Raw genomic sequence first — 23500 nt, 5'->3', positions numbered from 1 at the left:
AGCTCAAGCGACGCCTTTATCCTTGGCAGCGCTGGAGCCTGTCCCCTCTACGCGACGGAACAGGCTGGCCTCAAATCAACGTTTGGGCAGGAACTGCAGCGGATCTACAGGTTTACCTTGGCGGCGAATCTCAAAATGCAGTTTCACCCGGTCTGTACCCGTGGACCCCATTTCGGCAATTGTCTGTCCGACCTTGACCTGCTGCCCCTCCCGTACCAACAGCCTGCGGTTATGTCCGTAGGCACTGACGTAGGTTTCGCTGTGTTTGATGATGACTAATTCGCCGTAGCCCCTTAAGCCACTCCCGGCGTAAACCACCGTCCCATCAGACGCAGCTAAAACAGGCTGTCCCAAATCTCCGGCGATATCAATTCCTTTATTCAAACTACCGTTTGAAGAGAATTTTCCAATCAGAATGCCATTAGATGGCCATCCCCAGCCGGTCGGGGCCGGGCCCGGTGGAGGCATCGGAGCCGGAGCCGATTTGTTCGCGACGGACGGTGCAGCCCCCGCAGCAGCGGCTCCGGAGCCGGTCACGGTGGTGGTCGTCGTGCCATTCGCCTGGCGCCGGATTACCGTGGTTTTGCTCGACGATGATGGCGCGGAACTGCCGTTGCTCACCACCGCTGTCGGTGTTGAACCGGTGCGGCCGTCAAAGCGAATTGTCTGACCCGGGTGGATCGTATACGGCGTAGGAATATTGTTCCGGGCCGCGAGGGCTTTGTAGTCCCAGCCGTAGCGAAAAGCGATGGAAAACAGCGTATCGCCCGGACGGACTACATACTGTCCGGTCGTGACGGCCGGACGCTGGGCCGCCGCGCTGTTGCGATCGACCACCCGCACGTTGCTCGATTTGGTGCTGGAGCAACCGACCAGCAAGGTGCTCAATACAAGGCCAGTCACCAGGCGCTGAAAGCTCGTGTTACCCATACGCTGCGCAATGACTGTGAGACTCACCCGCCGCTCCCTTTGTGGTGGCTGAAATATGTGGAATGCCGAATCGCGGCAAGTAGTGTCGCAAGTATAACGGGCCGAACCGGCTTTACCGTTAAAGATGCGAAAACGCTTCACGCACACGTTTGCCCGTGGACAATTCGTAGCGTTTAAACCATCACTGCCGGTGTAAGACACAGGCCAGCGCAAGGAATTCAGCGCCCGCAAATAAATGCTCAGGCCAGCGGGCCATTGAGCAATGGCACGAAACGCACAGCTCCCAATACGTGACGGGAAAAGCCGTGTTCTTCACGCACGATCAACATCAGTTGCTGCACTTCCCCCGAGCCGACCGGAATCACCATCCGCCCACCCGGTGCCAGTTGATCGAGCAAGGCCTGCGGCACGTCGGTCGCGACCGCGGTGACGATAATGCCGTTGTACGGCGCCAGCGCCGGCCAGCCTTCCCAGCCATCGCCCCAGCGGAACACCACGTTGCGCAAGTTAAGCTCGACCAGGCGTTCCTTGGCCCGATCCTGCAGGACCTTGATGCGTTCGACCGAAAATACCCGCTCAACCAGTTGCGACAGCACGGCTGTCTGATATCCCGAACCGGTCCCGATCTCCAGCACCTTGTCCAGCGGCCCCGCCTCCAGCAGCAGCTCGCTCATGCGCGCCACCATATAAGGCTGGGAGATGGTCTGGTTGTGGCCGATCGGCAGTGCGGTGTCTTCGTACGCGCGGTGCGCCAGCGCTTCATCGACAAACAGATGACGCGGCGTACGGCGGATCACTTCCAGCACCTTGGCGTTGGACAGGCCTTCTTCATACAGCCGCTGGATCAGACGTTCACGGGTGCGCTGCGACGTCATGCCGATGCCGCTGCGCAGTCTATCTTCGTGTTCACGAGCCATCAGCGCAGTTCCTCCAGCCAGCCGTCGAGACTTCTGAAGGCATCATTGAAAGTGCGATCGAGCTGCAACGGCGTGATCGACACATACCCCTGCATCACCGCATGAAAGTCAGTGCCCGGGCCGCCGTCTTCGGCATCACCGGCCGCAGCAATCCAGTAGCCGGCCTTGCCACGCGGGTCGACCACTTTCATCGGCGCCGCAGCACGGGCGCGATGGCCCAGACGGGTCAGTTGAATGCCACGAATATGATCGATCGGCAGATTGGGAATGTTCACGTTCAGCACCGTGCGCGGCGGCAGGTCCAGCCCGGCGTGGGCCTCGACCAGTTTGCGCGCGAAATGTGCGGCTGTCGCCAGGTTGTCCACCTGTCGTGAGCACAGCGAGAACGCAAACGAAGGGCGCTCGAGAAAGCGCCCTTCAAGGGCAGCCGCCACGGTGCCGGAATACAGCACGTCATCGCCCAGATTGGCACCGAGGTTGATCCCGGAAACCACCATGTCCGGCTCGCGCTCCAGCAGGCCGTTGAGGCCCAGGTGCACACAGTCGGTCGGCGTACCGTTGAGGCTGATGAAACCGTTTGCCAGGTATTGCGGGTGCAACGGACGGTCGAGCGTCAGCGAACTGCTGGCGCCGCTTTTGTCCTGCTCCGGGGCGATAACCACGCACTCGGTGTAATCCGCCAGCGCAGCATAAAGCGCGGCGAGACCGGGTGCGGTTACCCCATCGTCGTTAGAAATCAGAATACGCATGGGCTGTCCGTCTGCCCCACCGGCACCAGATCAACGAGTTCGCGCACCAATACGGTGGCGAAGCATCCGGCCGGGAGGACGAATTCCAGTTGCAGAATGTCAGGCTGGGGATAATGCCACGACAACCCGCCAATGGGCAGCCGCAGGATGCGACGTTCGTGGCTCATTCCGGCATTGATCAACCAATCGCGCAGATCCGCCTCACGCTCGGCAATCCCCTGCTCCAGATCATGGACAGCGCCGGCGGCCGGTGAGTCACCTTCGCCCCACTGCGGACCGGTCGGGTGCAGGTCGAGAATCGCCAGGCGCGGATCGCTGCATTCGGCCTCACCGGCCGGGAAAAAACTGCGGCTGTCGGTGAACGCCAGCAGATCGCCGACTTGCGCCTGCTGCCAGGTGCCATCGGCCACCCGGGCGGCCAGTACCTGATTGAACAGAAAACTGCGCGCCGTCGATAGCAGCCGCGAGCGCACATTGCGCTGCTCCGGTAGCGCCTTGCGCGCCGCCCAGGCACGCGCATCAACGACGTTACCGCCGTCATGGCCGAAACGCTGGGCGCCGAAATAATTGGGAATGCCTTGCCTGGCGATGAGTTGCAGACGCTGCTCGATCGCATCCTTGTCGCCGGCAAACTGGGTCAGGCGCAAGGTGAAGCCGTTCGCCGAATGCGCGCCGCGTTGCAGCTTGCGCTTGTGCCGCGTGGTTTTAAGGATCTTCAGCGTGTCGTTTTCCGCCGCCGACAGATCCGGATCAGCCTTGCCCGGCAGTTGCACGCTGAACCACTGACGGGTCAACGCCTGACGATCCTTGAGCCCGGCATAACTGACGGTGCGCAACGGCACGCCGGCGGCCTTGGCAATTCGGCGCGCTGCTTCTTCGGTATTCAGGCCACGTTTTTCGACCCAGATCCACAGGTGCTCACCATCGCCGCTGAACGGGAAGTCGAGCACTTCATCGACCTGAAAATCTTCGGCGATGGCTTTCAGAACCGCAGTGCCGAGTGGTTCGCCATAGGCCCGCGGGCCAAGCAATTGCAGTTCGTTCATGCGCGCAGCAACAAGGCAACGGAATGCACGGCGATGCCTTCTTCGCGACCGACAAAGCCGAGCTTTTCGGTGGTGGTAGCTTTCACGTTCACTTGATCCAGTTCAACTTGCAGATCGGCGGCGATCAACGCGCGCATCGCTTCGATATGCGGGGCCATTTTCGGTGCCTGAGCGACGATGGTGTTGTCGACGTTGCCGACTTTCCAACCCTTGGCGTGGATCAGCGCGACCACATGCCGCAGCAGCACACGGCTGTCGGCGCCCTTGAATTGCGGGTCGGTGTCCGGAAAGTGCTTGCCGATATCGCCCAGCGCGGCCGCGCCTAGCAAAGCATCGCTCAAGGCGTGCAGCAGGACGTCACCGTCGGAATGAGCGAGCAGCCCGAAGCCGTGTGCAATACGCACGCCGCCCAGAGTAATGAAATCGCCTTCAGCGAAACGGTGAACATCGTAGCCGTGGCCAATACGCATAAAAAAACGCCCCGATTTTTGTCAGGGCGTGATTCTACCTGCATTAACCGCGCAGGGCGCGTGCGTGATGCTGCAAGTGGTCGTCAATGAAGCTTGAGATGAAGAAATAGCTGTGGTCGTAGCCCGGTTGCAGGCGCAGCGTCAGCGGATGACCCGCTTGTTTTGCAGCTTGTTGCAGGGCTTCGGGTTTGAGCTGCGTGGCGAGGAAGTCATCGCGATCCCCCTGATCGACCAGCAACGGCAGTTTCTCGTCGGCGTCAGCAATCAGCGCGCAGGCATCCCATTCTTTCCACTTGGAACGGTCTTCGCCCAGATAGCGGGAGAATGCTTTCTGCCCCCACGGACAATCCATCGGGTTGTTGATCGGCGAAAACGCCGACACCGACTGGTAACGCCCCGGATTGCGCAGCGCGCAGACCAGTGCACCGTGGCCGCCCATGGAATGGCCGCTGATGCTGCGTTTATCCGACGCCGGGAAATGCGCTTCAACCAGTGCAGGCAATTCCTGCACGACATAGTCATGCATCCGATAGTGCCGCGACCATGGTTCCTGCGTGGCATTCAGGTAGAACCCGGCACCGAGACCGAAATCCCAGGCGCCATCCGGATCACCCGGCACATCCGGGCCACGCGGACTGGTGTCCGGCGCGACGATGATCAGACCGAGTTCGGCGGCCATGCGCATCGCCCCGGCCTTCTGCATGAAGTTCTCGTCGGTGCAGGTCAGACCGGACAGCCAGTACAGCACCGGCAGCTTGCCACCCTGCTCCGCTTGCGGCGGCAGGTACACGGCAAACACCATGTCGCAGCCGAGCACGTCGGAACGGTGGCGATAGCGCTTGTGCCAGCCGCCGAAACTTTTCTGACAGGAGATATTTTCCAGACTCATGTAAAGACTCCTACGCGGCCCCGGCTATAAACCTTCAAGGTCTGTAGCCGTGGCGTCGCGATTGATCAGAAATGAATGACGGTACGGATGCTCTTGCCTTCGTGCATCAGGTCGAAGGCCTTGTTGATGTCTTCCAGACCCATGGTGTGGGTAATGAAAGTATCCAGCGGAATCTCGCCGCTTTGCGCCATGTCGACGTAACTTGGCAACTCGGTACGACCACGCACGCCGCCAAATGCCGAACCACGCCAGACGCGACCGGTCACCAGTTGGAACGGACGGGTCGAAATTTCCTGACCGGCACCGGCAACACCGATGATCACCGATTCGCCCCAGCCCTTGTGGCAGCATTCCAGCGCAGCGCGCATCAGCTGCACATTGCCGATGCACTCGAAGGAGAAGTCGACGCCGCCGTCGGTCATGTCGACGATCACTTCCTGGATCGGACGATCGAAGTCTTTCGGGTTGACGCAATCGGTGGCGCCCAACTGCTTGGCGATCTCGAACTTGGCCGGGTTGATGTCGATGGCGATGATCCGCGCGGCCTTGGCTTTCACTGCGCCAATGACGGCCGACAGACCGATGCCGCCGAGACCGAAGATCGCCACGGTGTCACCGGGCTTGACCTTGGCGGTGTTGATCACCGCACCGATGCCGGTGGTTACACCGCAACCGAGCAGGCAGACCTTTTCCAGCGGCGCATCCTTGGCAATTTTCGCCACGGAGATTTCCGGCAGTACCGTGTATTCCGAGAACGTCGAAGTACCCATGTAGTGGAAAATCGTTTGGCCCTTGTAGGAAAAGCGCGAAGTGCCGTCCGGCATCAGACCTTTGCCCTGAGTAGCGCGAATCGCCTGACACAGGTTGGTCTTGCCCGACTTGCAGAATTTGCACTGGCCGCATTCCGGGGTGTACAGCGGAATCACGTGGTCACCGACGGCGACCGAGGTGACGCCCTCGCCGATGGCTTCAACGATCGCGCCACCTTCGTGGCCAAGGATCGACGGGAAGATGCCTTCCGGATCCGCACCAGACAGGGTGTAGGCATCGGTGTGGCAAACCCCGGAAGCCACCACGCGCAGCAACACTTCACCGGCCTTGGGCATGGCCACATCGACTTCTACGATTTCCAGCGGCTTCTTGGCCTCGAAGGCAACGGCGGCGCGCGACTTGATCATGCTGACTCTCCAGTGAATCCAATGAATAAAAAACCAGACCGGCAGTGTAGTTCAGCGCCAACTGATTAATAATCCGGACAAATGCAAAATATTATTGCTGTACAGGGATAATCAAATGTCCGAAAACCGCTGGGAAGGTATTGATGAGTTCGTCGCCGTCGCCGAATGCAGCCAATTCACCGCTGCGGCCGAACGCCTTGGGGTTTCTTCCTCACACATCAGTCGACAAATCGTACGGCTGGAGGATCGATTACAGACGCGCCTGCTCTACCGCAGCACCCGTCGTGTGACCCTGACCGAAGCCGGTCAGACCTTTCTGCAGCATTGTCAGCGCCTGCAGGACGGTCGCGAGGAAGCTCTGCGCGCGGTCGGCGACCTGACCAGCGAACCGAAAGGCATGCTGCGCATGACCTGCGCCGTGGCCTATGGCGAGCGGTTTATCGTGCCGCTGGTGACGCGGTTCATGGGGCAATACCCGCAACTGCGCGTTGATATCGAGCTGAGTAACCGCCAACTCGATCTGGTGCATGAGGGACTGGATCTGGCGATCCGTCTGGGCCGATTGCAGGATTCTCGATTGGTCGCCACCCGCCTGGCGCCGCGTCGGATGTACCTGTGCGCGTCTCCGTCCTACGTGGAACGGTATGGCCGCCCACACAGCTTGTCGGAACTGAGCCGGCACAATTGCCTGATCGGCAGCTCGGACCTGTGGCAACTGGAACAGAACGGCCGGGAGTTTTCCCAGCGCGTACAGGGAAACTGGCGCTGCAACAGTGGGCAAGCGGTGCTGGATGCGGCGCTGCAAGGGGTCGGCCTGTGTCAGTTGCCGGACTATTACGTGCTGGAGCATTTGCACAGTGGTGCGCTGATTTCGCTGCTGGAGGCGCATCAGCCGCCGAATACGGCGGTGTGGGCGTTGTATCCACAGCAGCGGCATTTGTCGCCGAAGGTGCGCAAGCTGGTGGATTACTTGAAGGAAGGATTGGCCGAGCGGCCGGAGTATCGGGGCTGAGTTATGCGGTGCCTGAGCAGCCGTCTTCGCGAGCAAGCTCGCTCCCACAGGGGATCCGCAGTGGATGCAGATTGGGTGTCAGGCGCGAATCAAATGTGGGAGCGAGCTTGCTCGCGAAGGCGGCAGAACAGGCAACACAGCACTTAGCGGCGATTGGCCCAGCGTTGACGCAACCACTCCAGGTCTTCCGGCCGGGTGACCTTGAGGTTGTCCGCCCGCCCTTCGATCAGGCGGGGCGCCAGACCGGCCCACTCCATCGCCGAGGCTTCATCGGTAATCACCGCATCCGCCACCAGACTGTCGGCCAACGCCCGATGCAAGGCACCGAGACGGAACATCTGCGGCGTATAGGCTTGCCAGATCACGCTGCGATCCACGGTTTCAAGCACACGACCGTGCTTGTCGACCCGCTTCAGGGTATCGCGCGCTGGCACGGCCAGCAGACCGCCGACGGCATCATCCGCCAGTTCAACCAGCAACTTGTCGAGATCGTCGCGACTCAGGTTGGGCCGTGCCGCATCGTGCACCAGCACCCAGTCATCGTCATCGGCACCCTGCGCATGCAAATGCAGCAAAGCGTTCAGCACCGACCCGGAACGCTCCGTGCCGCCCTCGACACGCTGAATCCGCGAGTCGCTGGCGCAAGCCAGGTTTGGCCAATAAGGATCATCAACAGCCAGACTGACCACCAGCCCCTTGAGGCTCGGGTGATCAAGGAAACAGCCGAGGCTGTGTTCGAGAATTGTGCGCCCGCCCAGTTGCAGATATTGCTTGGGACGGTCCGCGGCCATTCGGGCACCGACGCCCGCGGCAGGAATCACGGCCCAGAAGGCCGGCAGGGAATCGATCATTGCGCGAGCTGGTAAAGGGTTTCACCGTCCTTGACCATGCCCAGCTCATGGCGAGCCCGCTCTTCAACGGTCTCCATGCCTTTTTTCAACTCGCTGACTTCAGCGTCCATCACCCGATTGCGCTCCAGCAAGCCTTCGTTCTCGGCGTGCTGATCAGCAATCTGCTGCTTCAGCTCGGCGACCTGCGCCAGACTGCCATTGCCCACCCACAGGCGGTACTGCAGACCGGCCAGCAGCAAGAGCAAAACGAGAAACAACCAGTAAGGACTGCGCATCGAATATCAGGTATCCAGTGAAAAAAGACAGCCACGCGAAAACTTTGAAACGTCTGATAGCACGAAGCCTGGAAGATCCAGGCTTGTGCATGTAAGGCATCAGATTAGTGGCAAATCCATCGCTGTCACGACTTTTCCGACACAATCCGGTGTCTTTTTACCATTTACCACTCAGCCGCGGAACTCGCTGCGACCGTTGTACTTGGCTTTGCCATTCAACTGCTCTTCGATACGCAGCAGTTGGTTGTACTTGGAAACGCGGTCGGAACGGCACAGCGAACCGGTCTTGATCTGGCCAGCCGAAGTGCCCACGGCCAGGTCGGCGATGGTCGAATCTTCGGTTTCGCCCGAACGGTGCGAGATCACCGCGGTGTAACCGGCAGCCTTGGCCATCTGGATGGCTTCCAGGGTTTCGGTCAGGGTACCGATCTGGTTGAACTTGATCAGGATCGAGTTGGCGATCTTTTTATCGATGCCTTCTTTCAGGATCTTGGTGTTGGTCACGAACAGGTCGTCGCCGACCAGTTGGGTCTTCTCGCCGATCTTGTCGGTGAGGATCTTCCAGCCAGCCCAGTCGGACTCGTCCAGACCGTCTTCGATCGAGATGATCGGATAACGTTCGGTCAGGCCTTTCAGATAATCGGCGAAACCTTCAGCGGTGAACACCTGGCCTTCACCGGACAGGTTGTACTTGCCGTCTTCGTAGAATTCGCTGGCCGCGCAGTCCAGCGCCAGGGTAACGTCGGTGCCCAACTTGTAACCGGCGTTGGCCACGGCTTCGGAGATCACTTTCAGCGCGTCTTCGTTGGACGCCAGGTTCGGTGCGAAACCGCCTTCGTCGCCAACGGCGGTGCTCAGGCCACGGGCCTTCAGCACAGCTTTGAGGTGATGGAAAATCTCGGTGCCCATACGCAGACCTTCCGAGAACGTCTTGGCGCCAACCGGCTGCACCATGAATTCCTGGATGTCGACGTTGTTATCGGCGTGCTCGCCACCGTTGATGATGTTCATCATCGGAACTGGCATCGAGTAAACACCCGGGGTACCGTTCAGGTTGGCGATGTGTGCGTACAGTGGCAGATCCTGGTCCTGTGCAGCCGCCTTGGCCGCAGCCAGGGAAACGGCGAGGATGGCGTTGGCGCCCAGGGTTGCCTTGTTTTCGGTACCGTCGAGCTTGATCATCGCGTGGTCCAGGGCTTTCTGGTCGCTTGGGTCGGTGCCCAGCAGCAGATCGCGGATCGGACCGTTGATGTTGGCTACCGCCTTGAGCACACCTTTGCCCAGGTAACGGCTCTTGTCGCCATCACGCAGCTCGAGCGCTTCACGCGAGCCAGTGGATGCACCGGAAGGCGCGCAGGCGCTGCCGATGATGCCGTTGTCGAGAAGCACGTCCGCTTCCACGGTGGGATTGCCACGGGAGTCGAGAACTTCACGACCTTTGATGTCGACGATTTTTGCCATTGTTGTAAACACTCCAAAGTTGACGAAAACGACGCAGCTAGAGGAAATCTTTTTACCGTCGGCAAGTGGTGTGCAGCGGGCAGCTTGCAGACGACAACGCACATGCCCGAGGGCATGTGCGACAAATCGTGCGGTACTTTACCGGAGAATTGAGCTTTACGCGGTTTCTACCGTCGGAAAACTCTTCACCAGTTCGTCCAAGGCTTTGAGCTGGGCCAGAAATGGCTCCAGTTTGTCCAGACGCAAGGCGCAAGGGCCGTCGCATTTGGCGTTGTCCGGATCCGGATGCGCTTCGAGGAACAGACCGGCCAGCGACTGGCTCATGCCCGCCTTGGCCAGATCGGTGACCTGGGCGCGGCGACCGCCGGCGGAGTCGGAACGACCGCCAGGCATTTGCAGCGAGTGGGTCACGTCGAAGAATACCGGGTACTCGAACTGCTTCATGATGCCGAAGCCGAGCATGTCGACCACGAGGTTGTTGTAGCCGAAGCTCGAACCACGCTCGCAGAGGATCAATTGATCGTTACCCGCTTCCACGCACTTGTTCAGGATGTGTTTCATTTCCTGAGGCGCGAGGAACTGGGCTTTCTTAATGTTGATCACAGCGTTGGTCTTGGCCATCGCGACGACCAGATCGGTCTGGCGCGACAGGAAGGCCGGCAGCTGGATGATGTCGCAGACTTCAGCGACGACCGCGGCCTGATCCGGCTCGTGGACGTCGGTGATGATCGGCACGCCGAAGGCTTGTTTGATGTCCTGGAAGATGCGCATGCCTTCTTCCAGGCCAGGACCACGATATGAAGTCACAGAAGACCGGTTGGCCTTGTCGAAGCTGGCCTTGAACACGTAAGGGATACCGAGTTTCTCGGTGACCTTCACGTACTCTTCGCAAACCTGCATGGCCATGTCACGGCTTTCCAGCACGTTCATGCCGCCGAACAGCACCATGGGTTTGTCGTTGGCGATTTCGATGTTGCCAACGCGAATGATCTTCTGTGCCATCGGGTTACGCCTTCTTCTGGTGTTGAGCCAACGCTGCTTTTACGAAACCGCTGAACAGCGGGTGACCGTCACGTGGCGTCGAGGTGAACTCCGGGTGGAACTGGCAAGCGACGAACCATGGATGATCCGGTGCTTCGACCACTTCAACCAGCGCGGCATCAGCGGAGCGACCGGAGATTTTCAGGCCGGCTTCGATGATTTGTGGCAGCAGGTTGTTGTTCACTTCGTAGCGGTGACGGTGACGTTCAACGATCACGTCCTTGCCGTAGCAATCGTGCACCTTGGAGCCGGCTTCGAGCAGGCATTCCTGAGCGCCGAGGCGCATGGTGCCGCCCAGATCGGACGCTTCGGTACGCACTTCAACCGCGCCGGTGGCATCTTCCCACTCGGTGATCAGCCCCACGACCGGATGGCCGCTGGCGCGATCGAATTCGGTGGAGTTGGCGTCTTTCCAGCCCAGCACGTTACGGGCGAACTCGATGACCGCCACTTGCATGCCCAGGCAGATGCCCAGGTACGGCACCTTGTTTTCACGAGCGTACTGAACGGCAGTGATCTTGCCTTCCACGCCACGCAGACCGAAGCCGCCCGGAACGAGGATCGCGTCGACACCTTCGAGCAACGCAGTGCCCTGGTTCTCGATGTCTTCGGAATCGATGTAACGCAGGTTGACCTTGGTACGGTTGGTGATGCCGGCGTGACTCATCGCTTCGATCAGCGACTTGTAGGCGTCCAGCAGTTCCATGTACTTGCCGACCATCGCGATGGTGACTTCGTGCTCTGGGTTGAGCTTGGCATCGACGACCTTTTCCCACTCGGACAGGTCGGCGCCATTGCATTGCAGGCCGAAACGCTCGACGACGAAATCGTCCAGACCCTGAGCGTGCAGCACGGCCGGGATCTTGTAGATGGTGTCGACGTCTTCCAGGGAGATCACCGCACGCTCTTCAACGTTGGTGAACAGCGCGATCTTGCGACGCGACGACACATCCACCGGATGGTCGGAGCGGCAGATCAGCACGTCTGGCTGCAGGCCGATCGAACGCAGCTCTTTGACCGAGTGCTGGGTTGGCTTGGTTTTGGTCTCGCCAGCGGTGGCGATGTACGGAACCAGCGTCAGGTGCATCAGCATCGCGCGCTTGGAACCGACTTCCACACGCAGTTGACGGATGGCTTCGAGGAACGGTTGCGATTCGATGTCGCCAACGGTACCGCCGATTTCCACCAGGGCCACGTCGGCATCGCCGGCACCCTTGATGATGCGACGCTTGATTTCGTCGGTGATGTGCGGAATCACCTGGATGGTTGCACCCAGGTAGTCACCACGGCGCTCTTTGCGCAGCACGTGCTCGTAGACACGACCGGTGGTGAAGTTGTTGTTCTGGGTCATGGTCGTGCGGATGAACCGCTCGTAGTGGCCCAGGTCCAGGTCGGTCTCGGCGCCGTCGTGGGTAACGAACACTTCACCGTGCTGGAACGGGCTCATGGTGCCCGGGTCGACGTTGATGTACGGATCCAGCTTAAGCATGGTGACCTTAAGCCCCCGCGCCTCCAGGATGGCCGCCAATGAAGCCGAGGCAATGCCTTTCCCCAATGAAGAAACAACACCGCCCGTGACGAATATGTAGCGCGTCATGAAAAACCCTAGAAGTCTGCGTTAAAGCGGTACGAGCCGCCGGGGAAAGCGAAGGAAGGCCGAAGCCCCCGATCACCTGCATTAATCACAGTGCACCTTTCAAAAAAACCGCCGCGTTGGGACAGACCGGCAGATGAAACACCGGTACGTTGCTCGCTACACATTTTTTGGAATCGCCCAGCAAAGACTGCTTGGTAATCGGCAACTCCTGCAATTCAGGCGAATCCACAGAAGTTGTATCAAGAAGGGAGCGTAGTCTACCGGAATGCCCCTTTCATCTCAAACCTTGATCTTCGTCTGTTGGCTGCCAATGCAATTTCCAGCCGTCCGGCCCCTGCCCGTCAAGGCCCGGCAGATTCGCCACGGCGAGCAATTCTGCGCCGCGAAACAGCAGCGGCAATCTGCCACGGACGAAGCCCGGCACCGCGCGCTCATTGAGCAGGCGCTTGAGATCGCGGTGGCCGCGCCCCGCCAGATGCATCAGCTCGCCGCCCTGCCGATAGCCAATGCGCAGCGGCCCGACGGGAGTCTGCCCGCGGAACATGACACGCCCGTTATTCGGCAGACGTAGCGCTGTCGACGGGTCATGCCAATCGACGCCGAGCGCTGGCGCGCGCAGCCAGTCGCCGCTCAGCCACCATAGCCGGCCGGCGCTGCGCTGCAGTTCGCCATCGGCCAGACGCCAGACCGGCGAAGCATCGTTGGCAGCACCGCACAGGTTGTCCCAACCCGACCAATGGTCAGTGTCGGGCAACCGGGTCAGCGGTTCGAGCCAGTGGCTGAGTGCATTGCGCTGACGAGCGGCGGACAGACTCATCAGCGGCGCCAGCTCCAGCGACGGCAGGCCCAGCCATGAAAACTCGCTCGGCGTGGCGGCTTGCGCGAGATCGAGCTGCGCCAGCTCATCGAGCAGGCCTTGCGCCTCACGCAGGTGCGCCGCGCTGCGGGCCATGCTCGCCTGCGCCTGCGGCCAGCGTGCGATAAGCAACGGCAGTACCTGATGGCGCAGATAATTACGCGAGAACTGCCGATCTTCGTTTGACGGGTCTTCGATCCAGTTCAACTGGTGCGCGCGGGCGTAAGCCTCAAGCTCGGCGCGCGTCACGTCGAGCAATGGCCGCAGCAGCACGCCCTGCCCCAACGGCCGCTGCGCCGGCATCGCCGAAAGACCGCGAACGCCGGCACCGCGCATTAAACGAAACAATAGGGTTTCGGCCTGATCATCACGGTGCTGACCTGTCAGAAACAAATCCCCAGCCTCGGTCAGCGATGCGAACGCCGCATACCGCGCCTCCCGCGCCGCTCTTTCAAGGCTGGCGCCGGGTTGCACCGTCACCCGCATCACGTGCAACGGCACACCCAGCGCATCGCAGACCGACTGACAATGCGCCGGCCACGCATCAGCCGCAGCCTGGAGGCCATGGTGGATATGGATGGCGCTGAGCACCGGCAGGGAATGGTGTTTAGCGAGATGCGCAAGCAGATGCAGCAGGACGGTGGAATCGAGACCACCGGAGAAAGCCACGCGCCAGGTCCTGGCATTGCGCCAAGCTGCAAGATTGCGCAGAAGCCGGGAAGGCAGATCACTCACGGACTGACCCATATCTTTCTCTTGGCCCAAATCAAATGTGGGAGCGGGCTTGCTCGCGAAGGCGTTTCAACAATCAACACATCTGTCGAATGTTATACCGCTTTCGCGAGCAAGCCCGCTCCCACATTGGGTATTGCGAGATCTGTCAGAGACCGTAGCTCATCAGACGATCGTAACGACGCTTGAGCAGCGCTTCGTTGTCGAACTTCTTCAGCATCGCCAGTTGCGAGCTCAGCTCGGCACGGATCGACGCAGCAGCAGCGGCCGGATCACGGTGGGCGCCACCCAGTGGCTCGCCGATTACCTTGTCGACGATGCCCAGGCCTTTCAGGCGCTCGGCAGTGATGCCCATCGCCTCTGCGGCGTCCGGCGCTTTTTCGGCGGTTTTCCACAGAATCGAAGCGCAACCTTCCGGCGAGATCACCGCGTAGGTCGAATATTGCAGCATGTTCAGCTGATCGCAGACACCGATCGCCAGTGCACCACCGGAACCACCTTCACCGATAACGGTGGCGATGATCGGGGTCTTCAGGCGCGACATCACGCGCAGGTTCCAGGCGATAGCCTCGCTCTGGTTACGCTCCTCAGCGTCAATGCCCGGGTAAGCACCCGGGGTGTCGATGAAGGTCAGGATCGGCATCTTGAAGCGCTCGGCCATCTCCATCAGACGGCAGGCCTTGCGGTAGCCTTCCGGACGCGGCATGCCGAAGTTGCGGCGTACCTTTTCGCGCACTTCACGGCCCTTCTGGTGGCCGATGATCATCACCGGCTGGTCTTCCAGACGTGCCACGCCGCCCACAATGGCCGCGTCGTCGGAGAAGTGACGGTCACCGTGCAGTTCGTCGAACTCGGTGAAGATGTGCTCGATGTAGTCGAGGGTGTACGGGCGTTTCGGGTGACGCGCCAGGCGTGCGATCTGCCAGCTGGTCAGCTTGCCGAAGATGTCTTCGGTCAGCGTGCGGCTCTTATCCTGCAGGCGGGAGATCTCATCGCCGATATTCAGCGAATTGTCATTACCGACCAAGCGCAACTCTTCGATCTTGGCTTGCAGGTCGGCGATCGGCTGTTCGAAATCTAGAAAATTCGGGTTCATAGGCGTCCGTCTTGGGTCGTGTCCCAAATGAGCTTGGGCCGGCCGGTTGTCTATTCGCGCCCTACCTTAAGGGAGAGGCGCGCTGAGGTCGAGATTAAAAATTCAGGTTGTGGGCAAGCGCAATGATGGCACTTGCCGGTCAACGGTATTGGAGGAAGACGTTGTCTCGCCCGAACTGGTCACGCAGGGCTTGAATCAACGCATCCGCCGGGTCGATTCGCCAGGTCTCGCCAAACTGCAGCAAGGTCTTCGCATCGGGGCTGGTGTACTCCATGGTGATCGGGCACGCCCCGCGGTGACGCTTGAGCAGCTCACCCAACCAGCGTAGCTGATCGCCTTTCAAGTCCTGAGTGTGCAGCTTCAGGCGCAGGCTCTCGGCCAGATTGGTCCGCGCATCTTCCATGCTCATCACCCGTTTGACCCGCAGGCGCAGGCCGCCGGAGAAGTCGTCGTTGCTGACCTCGCCTTCGACCACCACCATCGCGTCGGTCTGCAGCAGTGACTGCGCGGAGTGGAACGCATCGGCGAACAGCGACGCCTCGATCCGCCCCGAGCGGTCGTCGAGGGTGATAAAGCCCATCTTGTCGCCCTTCTTGTTCTTCATCACCCGCAGGGCAATGATCATCCCGGCCACGGTTTGCGTGTCGCGGGCCGGTTTCAGGTCGATGATGCGCTGCCGGGCGAAACGGCGAATCTCGCCTTCGTACTCGTCGATCGGGTGACCGGTCAGGTACAGGCCCAGAGTGTCTTTCTCACCCTTGAGCCGCTCCTTGAGGGTCAGCTCCTTGGCCTTGCGGTGCGTCGCGTAGACGTCCGCATCTTCCTCGACAAACAGCCCGCCGAACAGGTCGGCATGGCCGCTGTCGCGGGTGCGCGCGGTCTGTTCGGCCGACTTGATCGCCTCCTCCATCGCCGCCAACAGCACCGCGCGGTTGCGGTCGATGTTGGCCTGATAAGCCTTCTGCTCGTCATGGAAGTACGGCCCGAGGCGATCCAGCGCGCCGCTGCGGATCAAACCGTCCAGCGTGCGCTTGTTGATGCGCTTGAGGTCGACCCTGGCGCAGAAGTCGAACAGATCCTTGAATGGACCGGCCTGACGAGCCTCGGTGATCGCTTCCACCGGACCTTCACCGACACCTTTGATCGCGCCCAGGCCGTACACGATGCGGCCTTCGTCGTTCACCGTGAACTTGAACTCCGAAGTGTTCACGTCCGGCGCGTCGAGGCGCAGCTTCATCGTGCGCACTTCCTCGATCAAGGTCACGACCTTGTCGGTGTTGTGCATATCCGCCGAAAGCACCGCCGCCATGAATGGCGCCGGGTAGTGGGCTTTCAGCCAGGCAGTCTGGTACGACACCAGGCCGTAAGCGGCGGAGTGGGACTTGTTGAAGCCGTAACCGGCGAATTTTTCCACCAGGTCGAAAATGTTACCGGCAAGATCCGCGTCGATATTGTTCGACGCACAACCCTCAATGAAGCCGCCGCGCTGTTTGGCCATTTCCTCGGGTTTTTTCTTACCCATCGCCCGACGCAGCATGTCCGCACCACCGAGGGTGTAACCGGCCATGACCTGGGCGATCTGCATCACCTGTTCCTGATACAGAATGATGCCGTAAGTCGGCGCCAGTACCGGCTGCAGGCCTTCATACTGGTAATCCGGATGCGGATAAGCCAATTCGGCGCGGCCGTGCTTACGGTTGATGAAGTCATCCACCATGCCCGATTGCAGCGGGCCCGGACGGAACAGGGCCACCAGTGCGATCAAGTCTTCGAGACAGTCAGGCTTGAGCTTTTTGATCAGCTCTTTCATGCCCCGGGATTCGAGCTGGAATACCGCAGTGGTTTCAGCTTTTTGCAGCAGCTGATAAGTCGGTTTGTCATCCAGCGGGATAAACGCGATATCCAGCGGCGGCTCGTTGACCTTGGCGCGGTCACGGTTGATGGTTTTAAGCGCCCAGTCGATGATCGTCAGGGTCCGCAGGCCGAGGAAGTCGAACTTCACCAGACCGGCCGCCTCGACGTCGTCCTTGTCGAATTGGGTCACCAGACCATCGCCAGCCTCGTCGCAATAGATCGGCGAGAAGTCGGTCAGCTTGGTCGGGGCGATTACCACACCACCGGCGTGCTTGCCGACGTTACGCACCACACCCTCGAGCTTGCGCGCCATCTCCCAGATTTCCGCCGCTTCCTCATCGACCTTGATGAAGTCGCGCAGGATCTCCTCCTGCTCGTAGGCTTTTTCCAGGGTCATGCCGACTTCGAACGGAATCATCTTCGACAGACGATCCGCCAGGCCGAATGACTTGCCCTGGGCCCGCGCCACGTCGCGCACCACTGCCTTGGCGGCCATGGAACCGAAGGTGATGATCTGGCTTACCGCGTTGCGACCGTATTTCTCGGCCACGTAGTCGATCACCCGGTCACGACCGTCCATGCAGAAGTCGACGTCGAAGTCGGGCATCGAGACCCGTTCCGGGTTGAGGAACCGTTCGAACAGCAGGTCGTATTCCAGCGGATCGAGGTCAGTGATCTTCTGCACATAGGCCACCAGCGAGCCGGCACCCGACCCACGGCCCGGGCCCACCGGCACACCGTTGTTCTTGGCCCACTGGATAAAGTCCATCACGATCAGGAAATAACCGGGGAAGCCCATCTGGATGATGATATCCAGCTCGAAATTCAGCCGGTCGACATAGACCTGACGCTTGGCGTCGTAATCTTCGGTAGTGTCCTTGGGCAGCAGTACGCTGAGGCGGTCTTCCAGACCGTCGAACGACACCTTGCGGAAATATTCGTCGATGGTCATGCCATCGGGAATCGGGTAGTCGGGCAGGAAGTGCTTGCCCAGCTTCACGTCGATGTTGCAGCGCTTGGCGATCTCGACGGTGTTTTCGATCGCGTCGGGAATGTCGCTGAACAGCTCGGCCATTTCCTGGGCGCTTTTGAGGTATTGCTGGTCGCTGTAATTCTTCGAACGCCGCGGATCGTCGAGGGCACGGCCCTCACCGATGCACACGCGGGTTTCGTGAGCGGCGAAGTCTTCCTGCTTGATGAAACGCACATCGTTGGTCGCCACCAGCGGCGCGCCGAGCTTGTCGGCCAGGGCCACGGCACCGTGCAGTTGCTCTTCGTCGTTGGGACGATTGGTGCGCTGGATCTCCAGATAGAAACGATCCGGGAACACCGCCATCCATTCGCGCGCCAGCGTTTCGGCTTCGTCCGGGTTGCCACTGATCATGGCCATGCCGATCTCGCCTTCTTTGGCGGCGGACAGCATGATCAAGCCTTCGTTGGCCTCGGCGACCCATTCACGCTCGATGATGATCATGCCGTTGCGCTGGCCGTCGATGAAGCCGCGCGAGATCAGCTCGGTGAGATTGCGATAACCCTTGGCGTTCATCACCAACAGGCTGATCCGGCTCAATGGCCCGTCCGGATCCTTGTTCGACAGCCACAGGTCGGCACCGCAGATCGGCTTGATGCCGGCGCCCATGGCGTTTTTATAGAATTTGACCAGGGAACACATGTTGTTCTGATCGGTGACCGCCACGGCCGGCATGTTCATGCCGGTCAGCGCCTTGACCAGTGGCTTGATCCGCACCAGCCCGTCGACCAGGGAGTATTCAGTGTGCAGGCGTAGATGAACGAATGAAGCCGGCATAGTGATCCTGTCCAGTTACATAGAGACAACAAGGCCCGGATTGTACCGGGCCTCGAACAAAACATCAGCCTTGCGCCTAAACCTGCGTCAGACCTTCAAGCGCCTCGTAAGCCTGACGCACCGGGGCGAAGGAGCGCCGGTGAATCGGTGTCGGGCCAAGCCGCACCAACGCTTCCAGATGAACGGGCGTCGGATAGCCTTTATGGCCGCCGATGCCGTACCCCGGGTAGATCAATTCGAATGCAGCCATTTCACGGTCGCGACTGACCTTGGCCAGAATCGACGCGGCAGCGATGGCCGGCACCTTGCCGTCGCCCTGCACCACCGCTTCGGCGCGCATCGGCAGTTTCGGGCAGCGGTTGCCGTCGATCATCGCCAGTTTCGGCTGAATATGCAGCCCGGCCACTGCGCGCTGCATGGCGAGCATGGTCGCGTGCAGAATGTTCAGCTCGTCGATTTCCTCGACTTCGGCGCGAGCAATGCACCAGCTCAGGGATTTCTCGATGATCTCGTCGTAGAGTTTCTCACGCTTGGCTTCGGTGAGTTTCTTCGAGTCGTTGAGGCCGAGGATCGGCCGGTTCGGATCGAGGATCACCGCCGCCGTCACCACTGCGCCGCACAACGGGCCGCGACCGACTTCGTCGACACCGGCCACCAGTTCTTCGACTTCGGCGACCAGGGTGAAATCCAGGCCCATCTGCATCGTCTTGCTCATTGTTTCTGACCGATCAGGTTGAGGACGGCATCCGCCGCCTGATTGGAAGCATCCAGCCGCAGGGTGCGGTGGATTTCGTCGAAGCCTCGGGTCTGCTCTTCGCCGCCTTCGATCAATGGCAACAGCGTCTGGGCCAGGGCCTCGACTGTCGCATCATCCTGCAACAATTCCGGCACCAACAGACGCTGGGCCAGCAGGTTCGGCAGCGACACGTACGGGCTCTTGACCATGCGCTTGAGAATCCAGAAGGTCAGCGGCGCCAGGCGATACGCAACGACCATTGGCCGCTTGTACAGCAACGCTTCCAGCGTCGCCGTGCCCGAAGCGATCAGCACCGCGTTGCACGCCGCCAGGGCCAGGTGCGATTTGCCATCGAGCAGGGTGACCGGCAAGTCGCGACCAACCAGCAGCTCTTCGAGCTGAGCGCGACGCTCGGCATTGGCGCACGGGATGACGAAACGCAGCCCCGGGCGCATGGCCCGCAGACGCTCGGCCGTATCCAGGAACAGCGCACCGAGACGGCCGACTTCGCCACCGCGACTGCCGGGCATCAACGCGACCAGCGGCCCGTCGGGCAAACCGAGTTCGGCACGCGCTGCGGCGCGATCGGCCTGCAACGGAATGGTATCGGCCAGCGTATGACCGACGAACCGCACTGGCACGCCCTGCTCTTCGTAAAATTTTGCTTCGAACGGCAACAGGGTGAGCATCAGATCGCAGCCTTCGCGAATCTTCAGCACACGCTTCTGGCGCCACGCCCACACCGACGGGCTGACGTAATGCACGGTCTTGATCCCGGCCTGACGCAGCTTGAGTTCGATGTTGAGGTTGAAATCGGGAGCGTCGATGCCGATGAACACGTCCGGCTTCTCGGCAATCAACGTGGCGATCAGGTCCTTGCGGCGCTTGAGCAACTCGCGCAGCCGCCCAAGGACTTCCACCAGCCCCATGACCGACAGACGTTCCATGGGGAAATAAGACGTCAGGCCCTCGGCCTGCATCAACGGGCCGCCGACACCGATGAACTCGACTGCCGGGTGTTGCGCCTTGAGGGCGCGCATGAGGCCGGCGCCCAGAATGTCACCGGAAGCTTCGCCCGCCACCAGCGCAATACGCAGACTGGCCATGATCAGCGGGTGATGCCGCGAGTCGACGACTGAATCGAGTCACGAAACACCGCGACTTCCGGGAACTGCGCAGCAGGCTCGGCCAATTCGGCCAACGCTTGCTCCACGGTCAGGCCCTGGCGATACACCGTTTTATAGGCGCGGCGCAGCGCATGAATCGCGTCTTCGCTGAAACCACGACGGCGCATGCCTTCGAAGTTCATGCTGCGCGCTTCGGCCGGGTTGCCGAACACGGTGACGAACGCCGGAACGTCCTTGCCGATGGCAGTGCCCATGCCGGAAAAACTGTGGGCGCCGATGTGGCAGTACTGATGCACCAGGGTGAAACCGGAAAGGATCGCCCAATCGTCAACATGGACATGCCCGGCCAACGCGGTGTTGTTGACCAGGATGCAGTGGTTGCCGATGACGCTGTCATGCCCGATGTGGGCATAGGCCATGATCAGGTTGTGATCGCCCAGCGTGGTTTCCGAACGGTCCTGCACGGTGCCACGGTGAATCGTCACGCCTTCGCGAATGACGTTGTGATCACCGATCACCAGACGGGTTTCTTCGCCTTTGTACTTCAGATCCGGCGTGTCTTCGCCTACCGAGGAAAACTGGTAGATGCGGTTGTGCTTGCCGATGCGGGTCGGGCCTTTGAGGACCACATGCGGCCCGATCACGGTACCCTCGCCGATTTCCACACCTGCGCCGACGATCGACCACGGGCCGACCTCGACGCCGTCAGCCAGAACGGCCGACGGATCGATGATTGCGCGAGGGTCAATCAAACTCATAGCTTGCGTTCCGCACAGATGATTTCAGCCGAGCAGACTGGCTTGCCGTCGACCGAAGCCTGGCATTCGAATTTCCAGATCTGGCGCTTGCAGCTGATGAACTTGGCTTCCAGGATCAACTGGTCACCCGGCAGCACCGGCTGACGGAAACGCAGCTTGTCGGAACCGACGAAGTAATAAAGGGTGCCATCGGCCGGTTTCACGTCGAGCATTTTGAAACCGAGAATCCCGGCAGCCTGGGCCATCGCTTCGATGATCAGTACGCCCGGCATGATCGGGTGCGCCGGGAAGTGGCCGTTGAAGAATGGCTCATTGATGCTGACATTCTTGTAGGCGCGAATGCGCTTGCCTTCAGTGTCCAGTTCCACCACCCGGTCCACCAGCAGGAACGGGTAACGGTGAGGCAGGTATTCGCGAATCTCGTTGATGTCCATCATTTCGGGGGGAAGCCTATGTAAAGATTGGGAGCGCGACTGACGCGCACTCCTCTAGCAAATCAAGGAGGCAGTCTAGAGGCTGTGCACACTTGATATGGAAATGGTATCAGCCATCAGATGAAGCATTGCTGCCGGGGGTCACTTCCCCGACGCGCTTTTCCAGCTGCTTCAAACGTCGCGCGAGGTCATCGAGCTGACGGATGCGGGCCGCGCTTTTGCGCCATTCGGCCGCCGGTTGCATGGCTGTGCCGGAAGAATAGGCGCCTGGCTCGGTAATCGAGTGGGTCACCATGGTCATCCCGGTCAGGAAAACGTTGTCGCAAATATCGATGTGCCCCACCAGGCCGACACCACCGGCGAGCATGCAATGCTTGCCGATCTTGGTGCTGCCGGAGATACCGACACAGGCCGCCATGGCGGTGTGATCACCGACCTGGACGTTGTGCGCGATCTGGATCTGGTTGTCGAGTTTCACGCCGTTGCCGATCACGGTATCCGCCAGCGCGCCACGGTCGATGGCAGTGTTCACGCCGATCTCGACATCGTCGCCGATGGTCACGCCGCCGATCTGGGCGATCTTTTGCCAGATACCTTTCTCGTTGGCAAAACCGAAGCCTTCACCACCGAGAACGGCACCGGACTGGATCACTACACGCTTGCCGATGCGCACGTCGTGGTACAGCGTCACCCTCGGAGCGAGCCAGCCGCCCTCGCCGATTTCGCTGCGGGCACCGATGACGCAATGGGCGCCCAGGGTGACCTGCGCACCGATGCGCGCACCGGCCTCGATCACCACAAACGGACCGATGCTGGCGCTTGGATCAACCACCGCATCCGGTGCAATCACCGCCGTGGGATGAACACCCGCAGTGGCTTTCGGTTTGGGATCGAACAGATGGGAGATACGGGCGTAAGCCAGATAAGGATCCGGCACCACCAGCGCGTTACCGGCAAAACCTTCGGCATCGGCTTCCTTGAGCAACAGCGCAGCCGCCTGGGAACTTGCCAGGTATTTGCGATATTGAGGATTTGCCAGAAAGCTCAACTGAGCTGGGCCAGCCTCCTGCAAGGTGGCTAGCCCAGTAATTTGCGTCTCGGGGTCGCCACGCAGGGTGGCGCCGAGGAACTCGGCCAACTGGCCGAGCTTGATAGTCACGGTCATGGGTTACTTCAGCTGATTCATGCGCTCGATAACCTGGCGCGTGATGTCGTACTGAGGTTTGACATCGATCACTGCGCCACGCTCGAACACCAGGTCAAAGCCACCTTTTTTGATGACTTCTTCCACTGCGCTATCCAGTTTCGGCTTCAGTTGCTTGAGCATTTCGCGGTCGGCAACTGCCTTGGCTTCGTTCAGCTCCTTGGACTGGAACTGGAAGTCACGGGCCTTTTGCTTGAATTCCAGCTCCAGACGCTCACGCTCGCCCTGCTGCATCTTGTCGCCACCGGCCATCAGACGGTCCTGAATGCCCTTGGCGCTGCTTTCCAGCGTCTTGAGTTTGGTCAGTTGCGGACCGAACTTCTTCTCGGCATCCACGGCGTATTTCTTGGCCGCGTCGGATTCCAGCAATGCCATCTGATAGTTCAGAACGGCGATTTTCATGTCGGCGAACGCCGGGCCTGCCACCAGTACGGAGGCCAGGAGAACCAATTGAGTCAACTTACGCACGATGCACTCCTA

The 23500-nt window shown here is 60.4% G+C and carries 22 protein-coding genes; 1 reads left to right on the top strand and 21 read right to left on the bottom strand.

What is annotated here, in order from left to right; translation table 11 throughout:
- Positions 1-75: 75 nt before the first annotated feature.
- The 7 genes from KCG87_RS09605 to KCG87_RS09575 form a co-directional block, all read right to left on the bottom strand.
- Entirely contained in the window at positions 76-957 is an 882-nt protein-coding gene (locus KCG87_RS09605; RefSeq protein ID WP_027611047.1) for a peptidoglycan DD-metalloendopeptidase family protein, read from the bottom strand.
- Between the two features lie 212 nt (positions 958-1169).
- Positions 1170-1805, bottom strand: a complete 636-nt coding sequence (locus tag KCG87_RS09600; RefSeq protein ID WP_169841266.1) for a protein-L-isoaspartate(D-aspartate) O-methyltransferase — start codon at positions 1803-1805, stop codon at positions 1170-1172.
- A 41-nt stretch (positions 1806-1846) separates the two neighbouring features.
- Positions 1847-2596, bottom strand: a complete 750-nt coding sequence (gene surE / locus KCG87_RS09595; protein WP_047601272.1) for a 5'/3'-nucleotidase SurE — start codon at positions 2594-2596, stop codon at positions 1847-1849.
- On the bottom strand, positions 2584-3642 hold the full coding sequence (gene truD / locus KCG87_RS09590; protein ID WP_210558080.1) for a tRNA pseudouridine(13) synthase TruD: 1059 nt from the start codon (positions 3640-3642) through the stop codon (positions 2584-2586). Before truD ends, surE begins: the two co-directional genes overlap by 13 nt.
- The gene (gene ispF, locus KCG87_RS09585; protein WP_027611044.1) at positions 3639-4112 is read right to left on the bottom strand and encodes a 2-C-methyl-D-erythritol 2,4-cyclodiphosphate synthase; all 474 of its coding nucleotides are present in this window, start codon (positions 4110-4112) and stop codon (positions 3639-3641) included. The genes truD and ispF overlap by 4 nt, the downstream gene beginning before the upstream one ends.
- 43 nt (positions 4113-4155) lie before the next feature.
- A complete protein-coding gene (gene fghA, locus KCG87_RS09580; protein WP_134785548.1) occupies positions 4156-5001 on the bottom strand; it encodes an S-formylglutathione hydrolase in 846 nt (281 codons plus the stop codon).
- 65 nt (positions 5002-5066) lie between these two features.
- On the bottom strand, positions 5067-6179 hold the full coding sequence (locus KCG87_RS09575; RefSeq protein WP_027611042.1) for an S-(hydroxymethyl)glutathione dehydrogenase/class III alcohol dehydrogenase: 1113 nt from the start codon (positions 6177-6179) through the stop codon (positions 5067-5069).
- Positions 6180-6294: 115 nt separating this feature from the next.
- On the opposite strand from KCG87_RS09575, the gene KCG87_RS09570 reads away from it, so the two are divergent.
- Entirely contained in the window at positions 6295-7191 is an 897-nt protein-coding gene (locus KCG87_RS09570; RefSeq protein ID WP_134785547.1) for a LysR substrate-binding domain-containing protein, read from the top strand.
- 143 nt (positions 7192-7334) lie between these two features.
- Here the strand turns inward: KCG87_RS09570 and ispD are convergent, their stop codons facing one another.
- The 14 genes from ispD to KCG87_RS09500 all read right to left on the bottom strand — a co-directional run bounded on the left by ispD (position 7335) and on the right by KCG87_RS09500 (position 23488).
- Positions 7335-8042 carry a 2-C-methyl-D-erythritol 4-phosphate cytidylyltransferase gene (gene ispD / locus KCG87_RS09565; RefSeq protein ID WP_027611041.1) on the bottom strand — a complete coding sequence of 236 codons (708 nt, stop codon included), beginning with the start codon at positions 8040-8042 and terminating at the stop codon, positions 7335-7337.
- The gene (gene ftsB / locus KCG87_RS09560) at positions 8039-8317 is read right to left on the bottom strand and encodes a cell division protein FtsB (protein ID WP_007964293.1); all 279 of its coding nucleotides are present in this window, start codon (positions 8315-8317) and stop codon (positions 8039-8041) included. The genes ispD and ftsB overlap by 4 nt, the downstream gene beginning before the upstream one ends.
- Before the next feature lie 171 nt (positions 8318-8488).
- On the bottom strand, positions 8489-9778 hold the full coding sequence (gene eno / locus KCG87_RS09555) for a phosphopyruvate hydratase (protein WP_003222156.1): 1290 nt from the start codon (positions 9776-9778) through the stop codon (positions 8489-8491).
- A 156-nt stretch (positions 9779-9934) separates the two neighbouring features.
- Complete coding sequence (gene kdsA, locus KCG87_RS09550; RefSeq protein ID WP_098967470.1) at positions 9935-10780, bottom strand: 3-deoxy-8-phosphooctulonate synthase; 846 nt, start codon at positions 10778-10780, stop codon at positions 9935-9937.
- A 4-nt stretch (positions 10781-10784) separates the two neighbouring features.
- Positions 10785-12416, bottom strand: a complete 1632-nt coding sequence (locus tag KCG87_RS09545) for a CTP synthase (RefSeq protein WP_003222153.1) — start codon at positions 12414-12416, stop codon at positions 10785-10787.
- A gap of 274 nt (positions 12417-12690) precedes the next feature.
- Positions 12691-14019: a tRNA lysidine(34) synthetase TilS gene (gene tilS / locus KCG87_RS09540; protein ID WP_210558083.1), complete on the bottom strand. Its 1329-nt coding sequence runs from the start codon at positions 14017-14019 to the stop codon at positions 12691-12693.
- Positions 14020-14152: 133 nt separating this feature from the next.
- Positions 14153-15100: an acetyl-CoA carboxylase carboxyltransferase subunit alpha gene (locus KCG87_RS09535; RefSeq protein WP_064586192.1), complete on the bottom strand. Its 948-nt coding sequence runs from the start codon at positions 15098-15100 to the stop codon at positions 14153-14155.
- 139 nt (positions 15101-15239) lie between these two features.
- A complete protein-coding gene (gene dnaE, locus KCG87_RS09530) occupies positions 15240-18761 on the bottom strand; it encodes a DNA polymerase III subunit alpha (protein WP_135295058.1) in 3522 nt (1173 codons plus the stop codon).
- A gap of 76 nt (positions 18762-18837) precedes the next feature.
- Positions 18838-19464 carry a ribonuclease HII gene (rnhB, locus tag KCG87_RS09525; protein WP_027611036.1) on the bottom strand — a complete coding sequence of 209 codons (627 nt, stop codon included), beginning with the start codon at positions 19462-19464 and terminating at the stop codon, positions 18838-18840.
- An 8-nt stretch (positions 19465-19472) separates the two neighbouring features.
- Positions 19473-20606, bottom strand: a complete 1134-nt coding sequence (gene lpxB / locus KCG87_RS09520; protein ID WP_167797089.1) for a lipid-A-disaccharide synthase — start codon at positions 20604-20606, stop codon at positions 19473-19475.
- Complete coding sequence (gene lpxA / locus KCG87_RS09515; RefSeq protein ID WP_098967467.1) at positions 20606-21382, bottom strand: acyl-ACP--UDP-N-acetylglucosamine O-acyltransferase; 777 nt, start codon at positions 21380-21382, stop codon at positions 20606-20608. Before lpxA ends, lpxB begins: the two co-directional genes overlap by 1 nt.
- Positions 21379-21819, bottom strand: coding sequence for a 3-hydroxyacyl-ACP dehydratase FabZ (fabZ, locus tag KCG87_RS09510; protein WP_003222142.1), 441 nt, complete (start codon positions 21817-21819; stop codon positions 21379-21381). Before fabZ ends, lpxA begins: the two co-directional genes overlap by 4 nt.
- A gap of 106 nt (positions 21820-21925) precedes the next feature.
- The gene (gene lpxD, locus KCG87_RS09505) at positions 21926-22981 is read right to left on the bottom strand and encodes a UDP-3-O-(3-hydroxymyristoyl)glucosamine N-acyltransferase (protein WP_096795835.1); all 1056 of its coding nucleotides are present in this window, start codon (positions 22979-22981) and stop codon (positions 21926-21928) included.
- A 3-nt stretch (positions 22982-22984) separates the two neighbouring features.
- The gene (locus KCG87_RS09500; protein WP_003222140.1) at positions 22985-23488 is read right to left on the bottom strand and encodes an OmpH family outer membrane protein; all 504 of its coding nucleotides are present in this window, start codon (positions 23486-23488) and stop codon (positions 22985-22987) included.
- Between the last annotated feature and the right edge of the window lie 12 nt (positions 23489-23500).

This window comes from Pseudomonas sp. MWU347 (assembly GCF_017947305.1).
Taxonomy (GTDB): Bacteria; Pseudomonadota; Gammaproteobacteria; order Pseudomonadales; family Pseudomonadaceae; genus Aquipseudomonas; species Aquipseudomonas putida_A.
This window is presented reverse-complemented; position numbering and strand designations above follow the sequence as displayed.

Coding starts and splice junctions, on each gene's coding strand:
- tilS (WP_210558083.1), bottom strand. CDS start 14,019: ATGGGTCAGTCCGTGAGTGATCTGCCTTCCCGGCTTCTGCGCAATCTT.
- ispD (WP_027611041.1), bottom strand. CDS start 8,042: ATGATCGATTCCCTGCCGGCCTTCTGGGCCGTGATTCCTGCCGCGGGC.
- KCG87_RS09570 (WP_134785547.1), top strand. CDS start 6,295: ATGTCCGAAAACCGCTGGGAAGGTATTGATGAGTTCGTCGCCGTCGCC.
- ftsB (WP_007964293.1), bottom strand. CDS start 8,317: ATGCGCAGTCCTTACTGGTTGTTTCTCGTTTTGCTCTTGCTGCTGGCC.
- fghA (WP_134785548.1), bottom strand. CDS start 5,001: ATGAGTCTGGAAAATATCTCCTGTCAGAAAAGTTTCGGCGGCTGGCAC.
- KCG87_RS09545 (WP_003222153.1), bottom strand. CDS start 12,416: ATGACGCGCTACATATTCGTCACGGGCGGTGTTGTTTCTTCATTGGGG.
- KCG87_RS09600 (WP_169841266.1), bottom strand. CDS start 1,805: ATGACGTCGCAGCGCACCCGTGAACGTCTGATCCAGCGGCTGTATGAA.
- eno (WP_003222156.1), bottom strand. CDS start 9,778: ATGGCAAAAATCGTCGACATCAAAGGTCGTGAAGTTCTCGACTCCCGT.
- fabZ (WP_003222142.1), bottom strand. CDS start 21,819: ATGATGGACATCAACGAGATTCGCGAATACCTGCCTCACCGTTACCCG.
- KCG87_RS09535 (WP_064586192.1), bottom strand. CDS start 15,100: ATGAACCCGAATTTTCTAGATTTCGAACAGCCGATCGCCGACCTGCAA.
- surE (WP_047601272.1), bottom strand. CDS start 2,596: ATGCGTATTCTGATTTCTAACGACGATGGGGTAACCGCACCCGGTCTC.
- KCG87_RS09575 (WP_027611042.1), bottom strand. CDS start 6,179: ATGATCAAGTCGCGCGCCGCCGTTGCCTTCGAGGCCAAGAAGCCGCTG.
- dnaE (WP_135295058.1), bottom strand. CDS start 18,761: ATGCCGGCTTCATTCGTTCATCTACGCCTGCACACTGAATACTCCCTG.
- lpxA (WP_098967467.1), bottom strand. CDS start 21,382: ATGAGTTTGATTGACCCTCGCGCAATCATCGATCCGTCGGCCGTTCTG.
- ispF (WP_027611044.1), bottom strand. CDS start 4,112: ATGCGTATTGGCCACGGCTACGATGTTCACCGTTTCGCTGAAGGCGAT.
- kdsA (WP_098967470.1), bottom strand. CDS start 10,780: ATGGCACAGAAGATCATTCGCGTTGGCAACATCGAAATCGCCAACGAC.
- rnhB (WP_027611036.1), bottom strand. CDS start 19,464: ATGCAGATGGGCCTGGATTTCACCCTGGTCGCCGAAGTCGAAGAACTG.
- truD (WP_210558080.1), bottom strand. CDS start 3,642: ATGAACGAACTGCAATTGCTTGGCCCGCGGGCCTATGGCGAACCACTC.
- lpxD (WP_096795835.1), bottom strand. CDS start 22,981: ATGACCGTGACTATCAAGCTCGGCCAGTTGGCCGAGTTCCTCGGCGCC.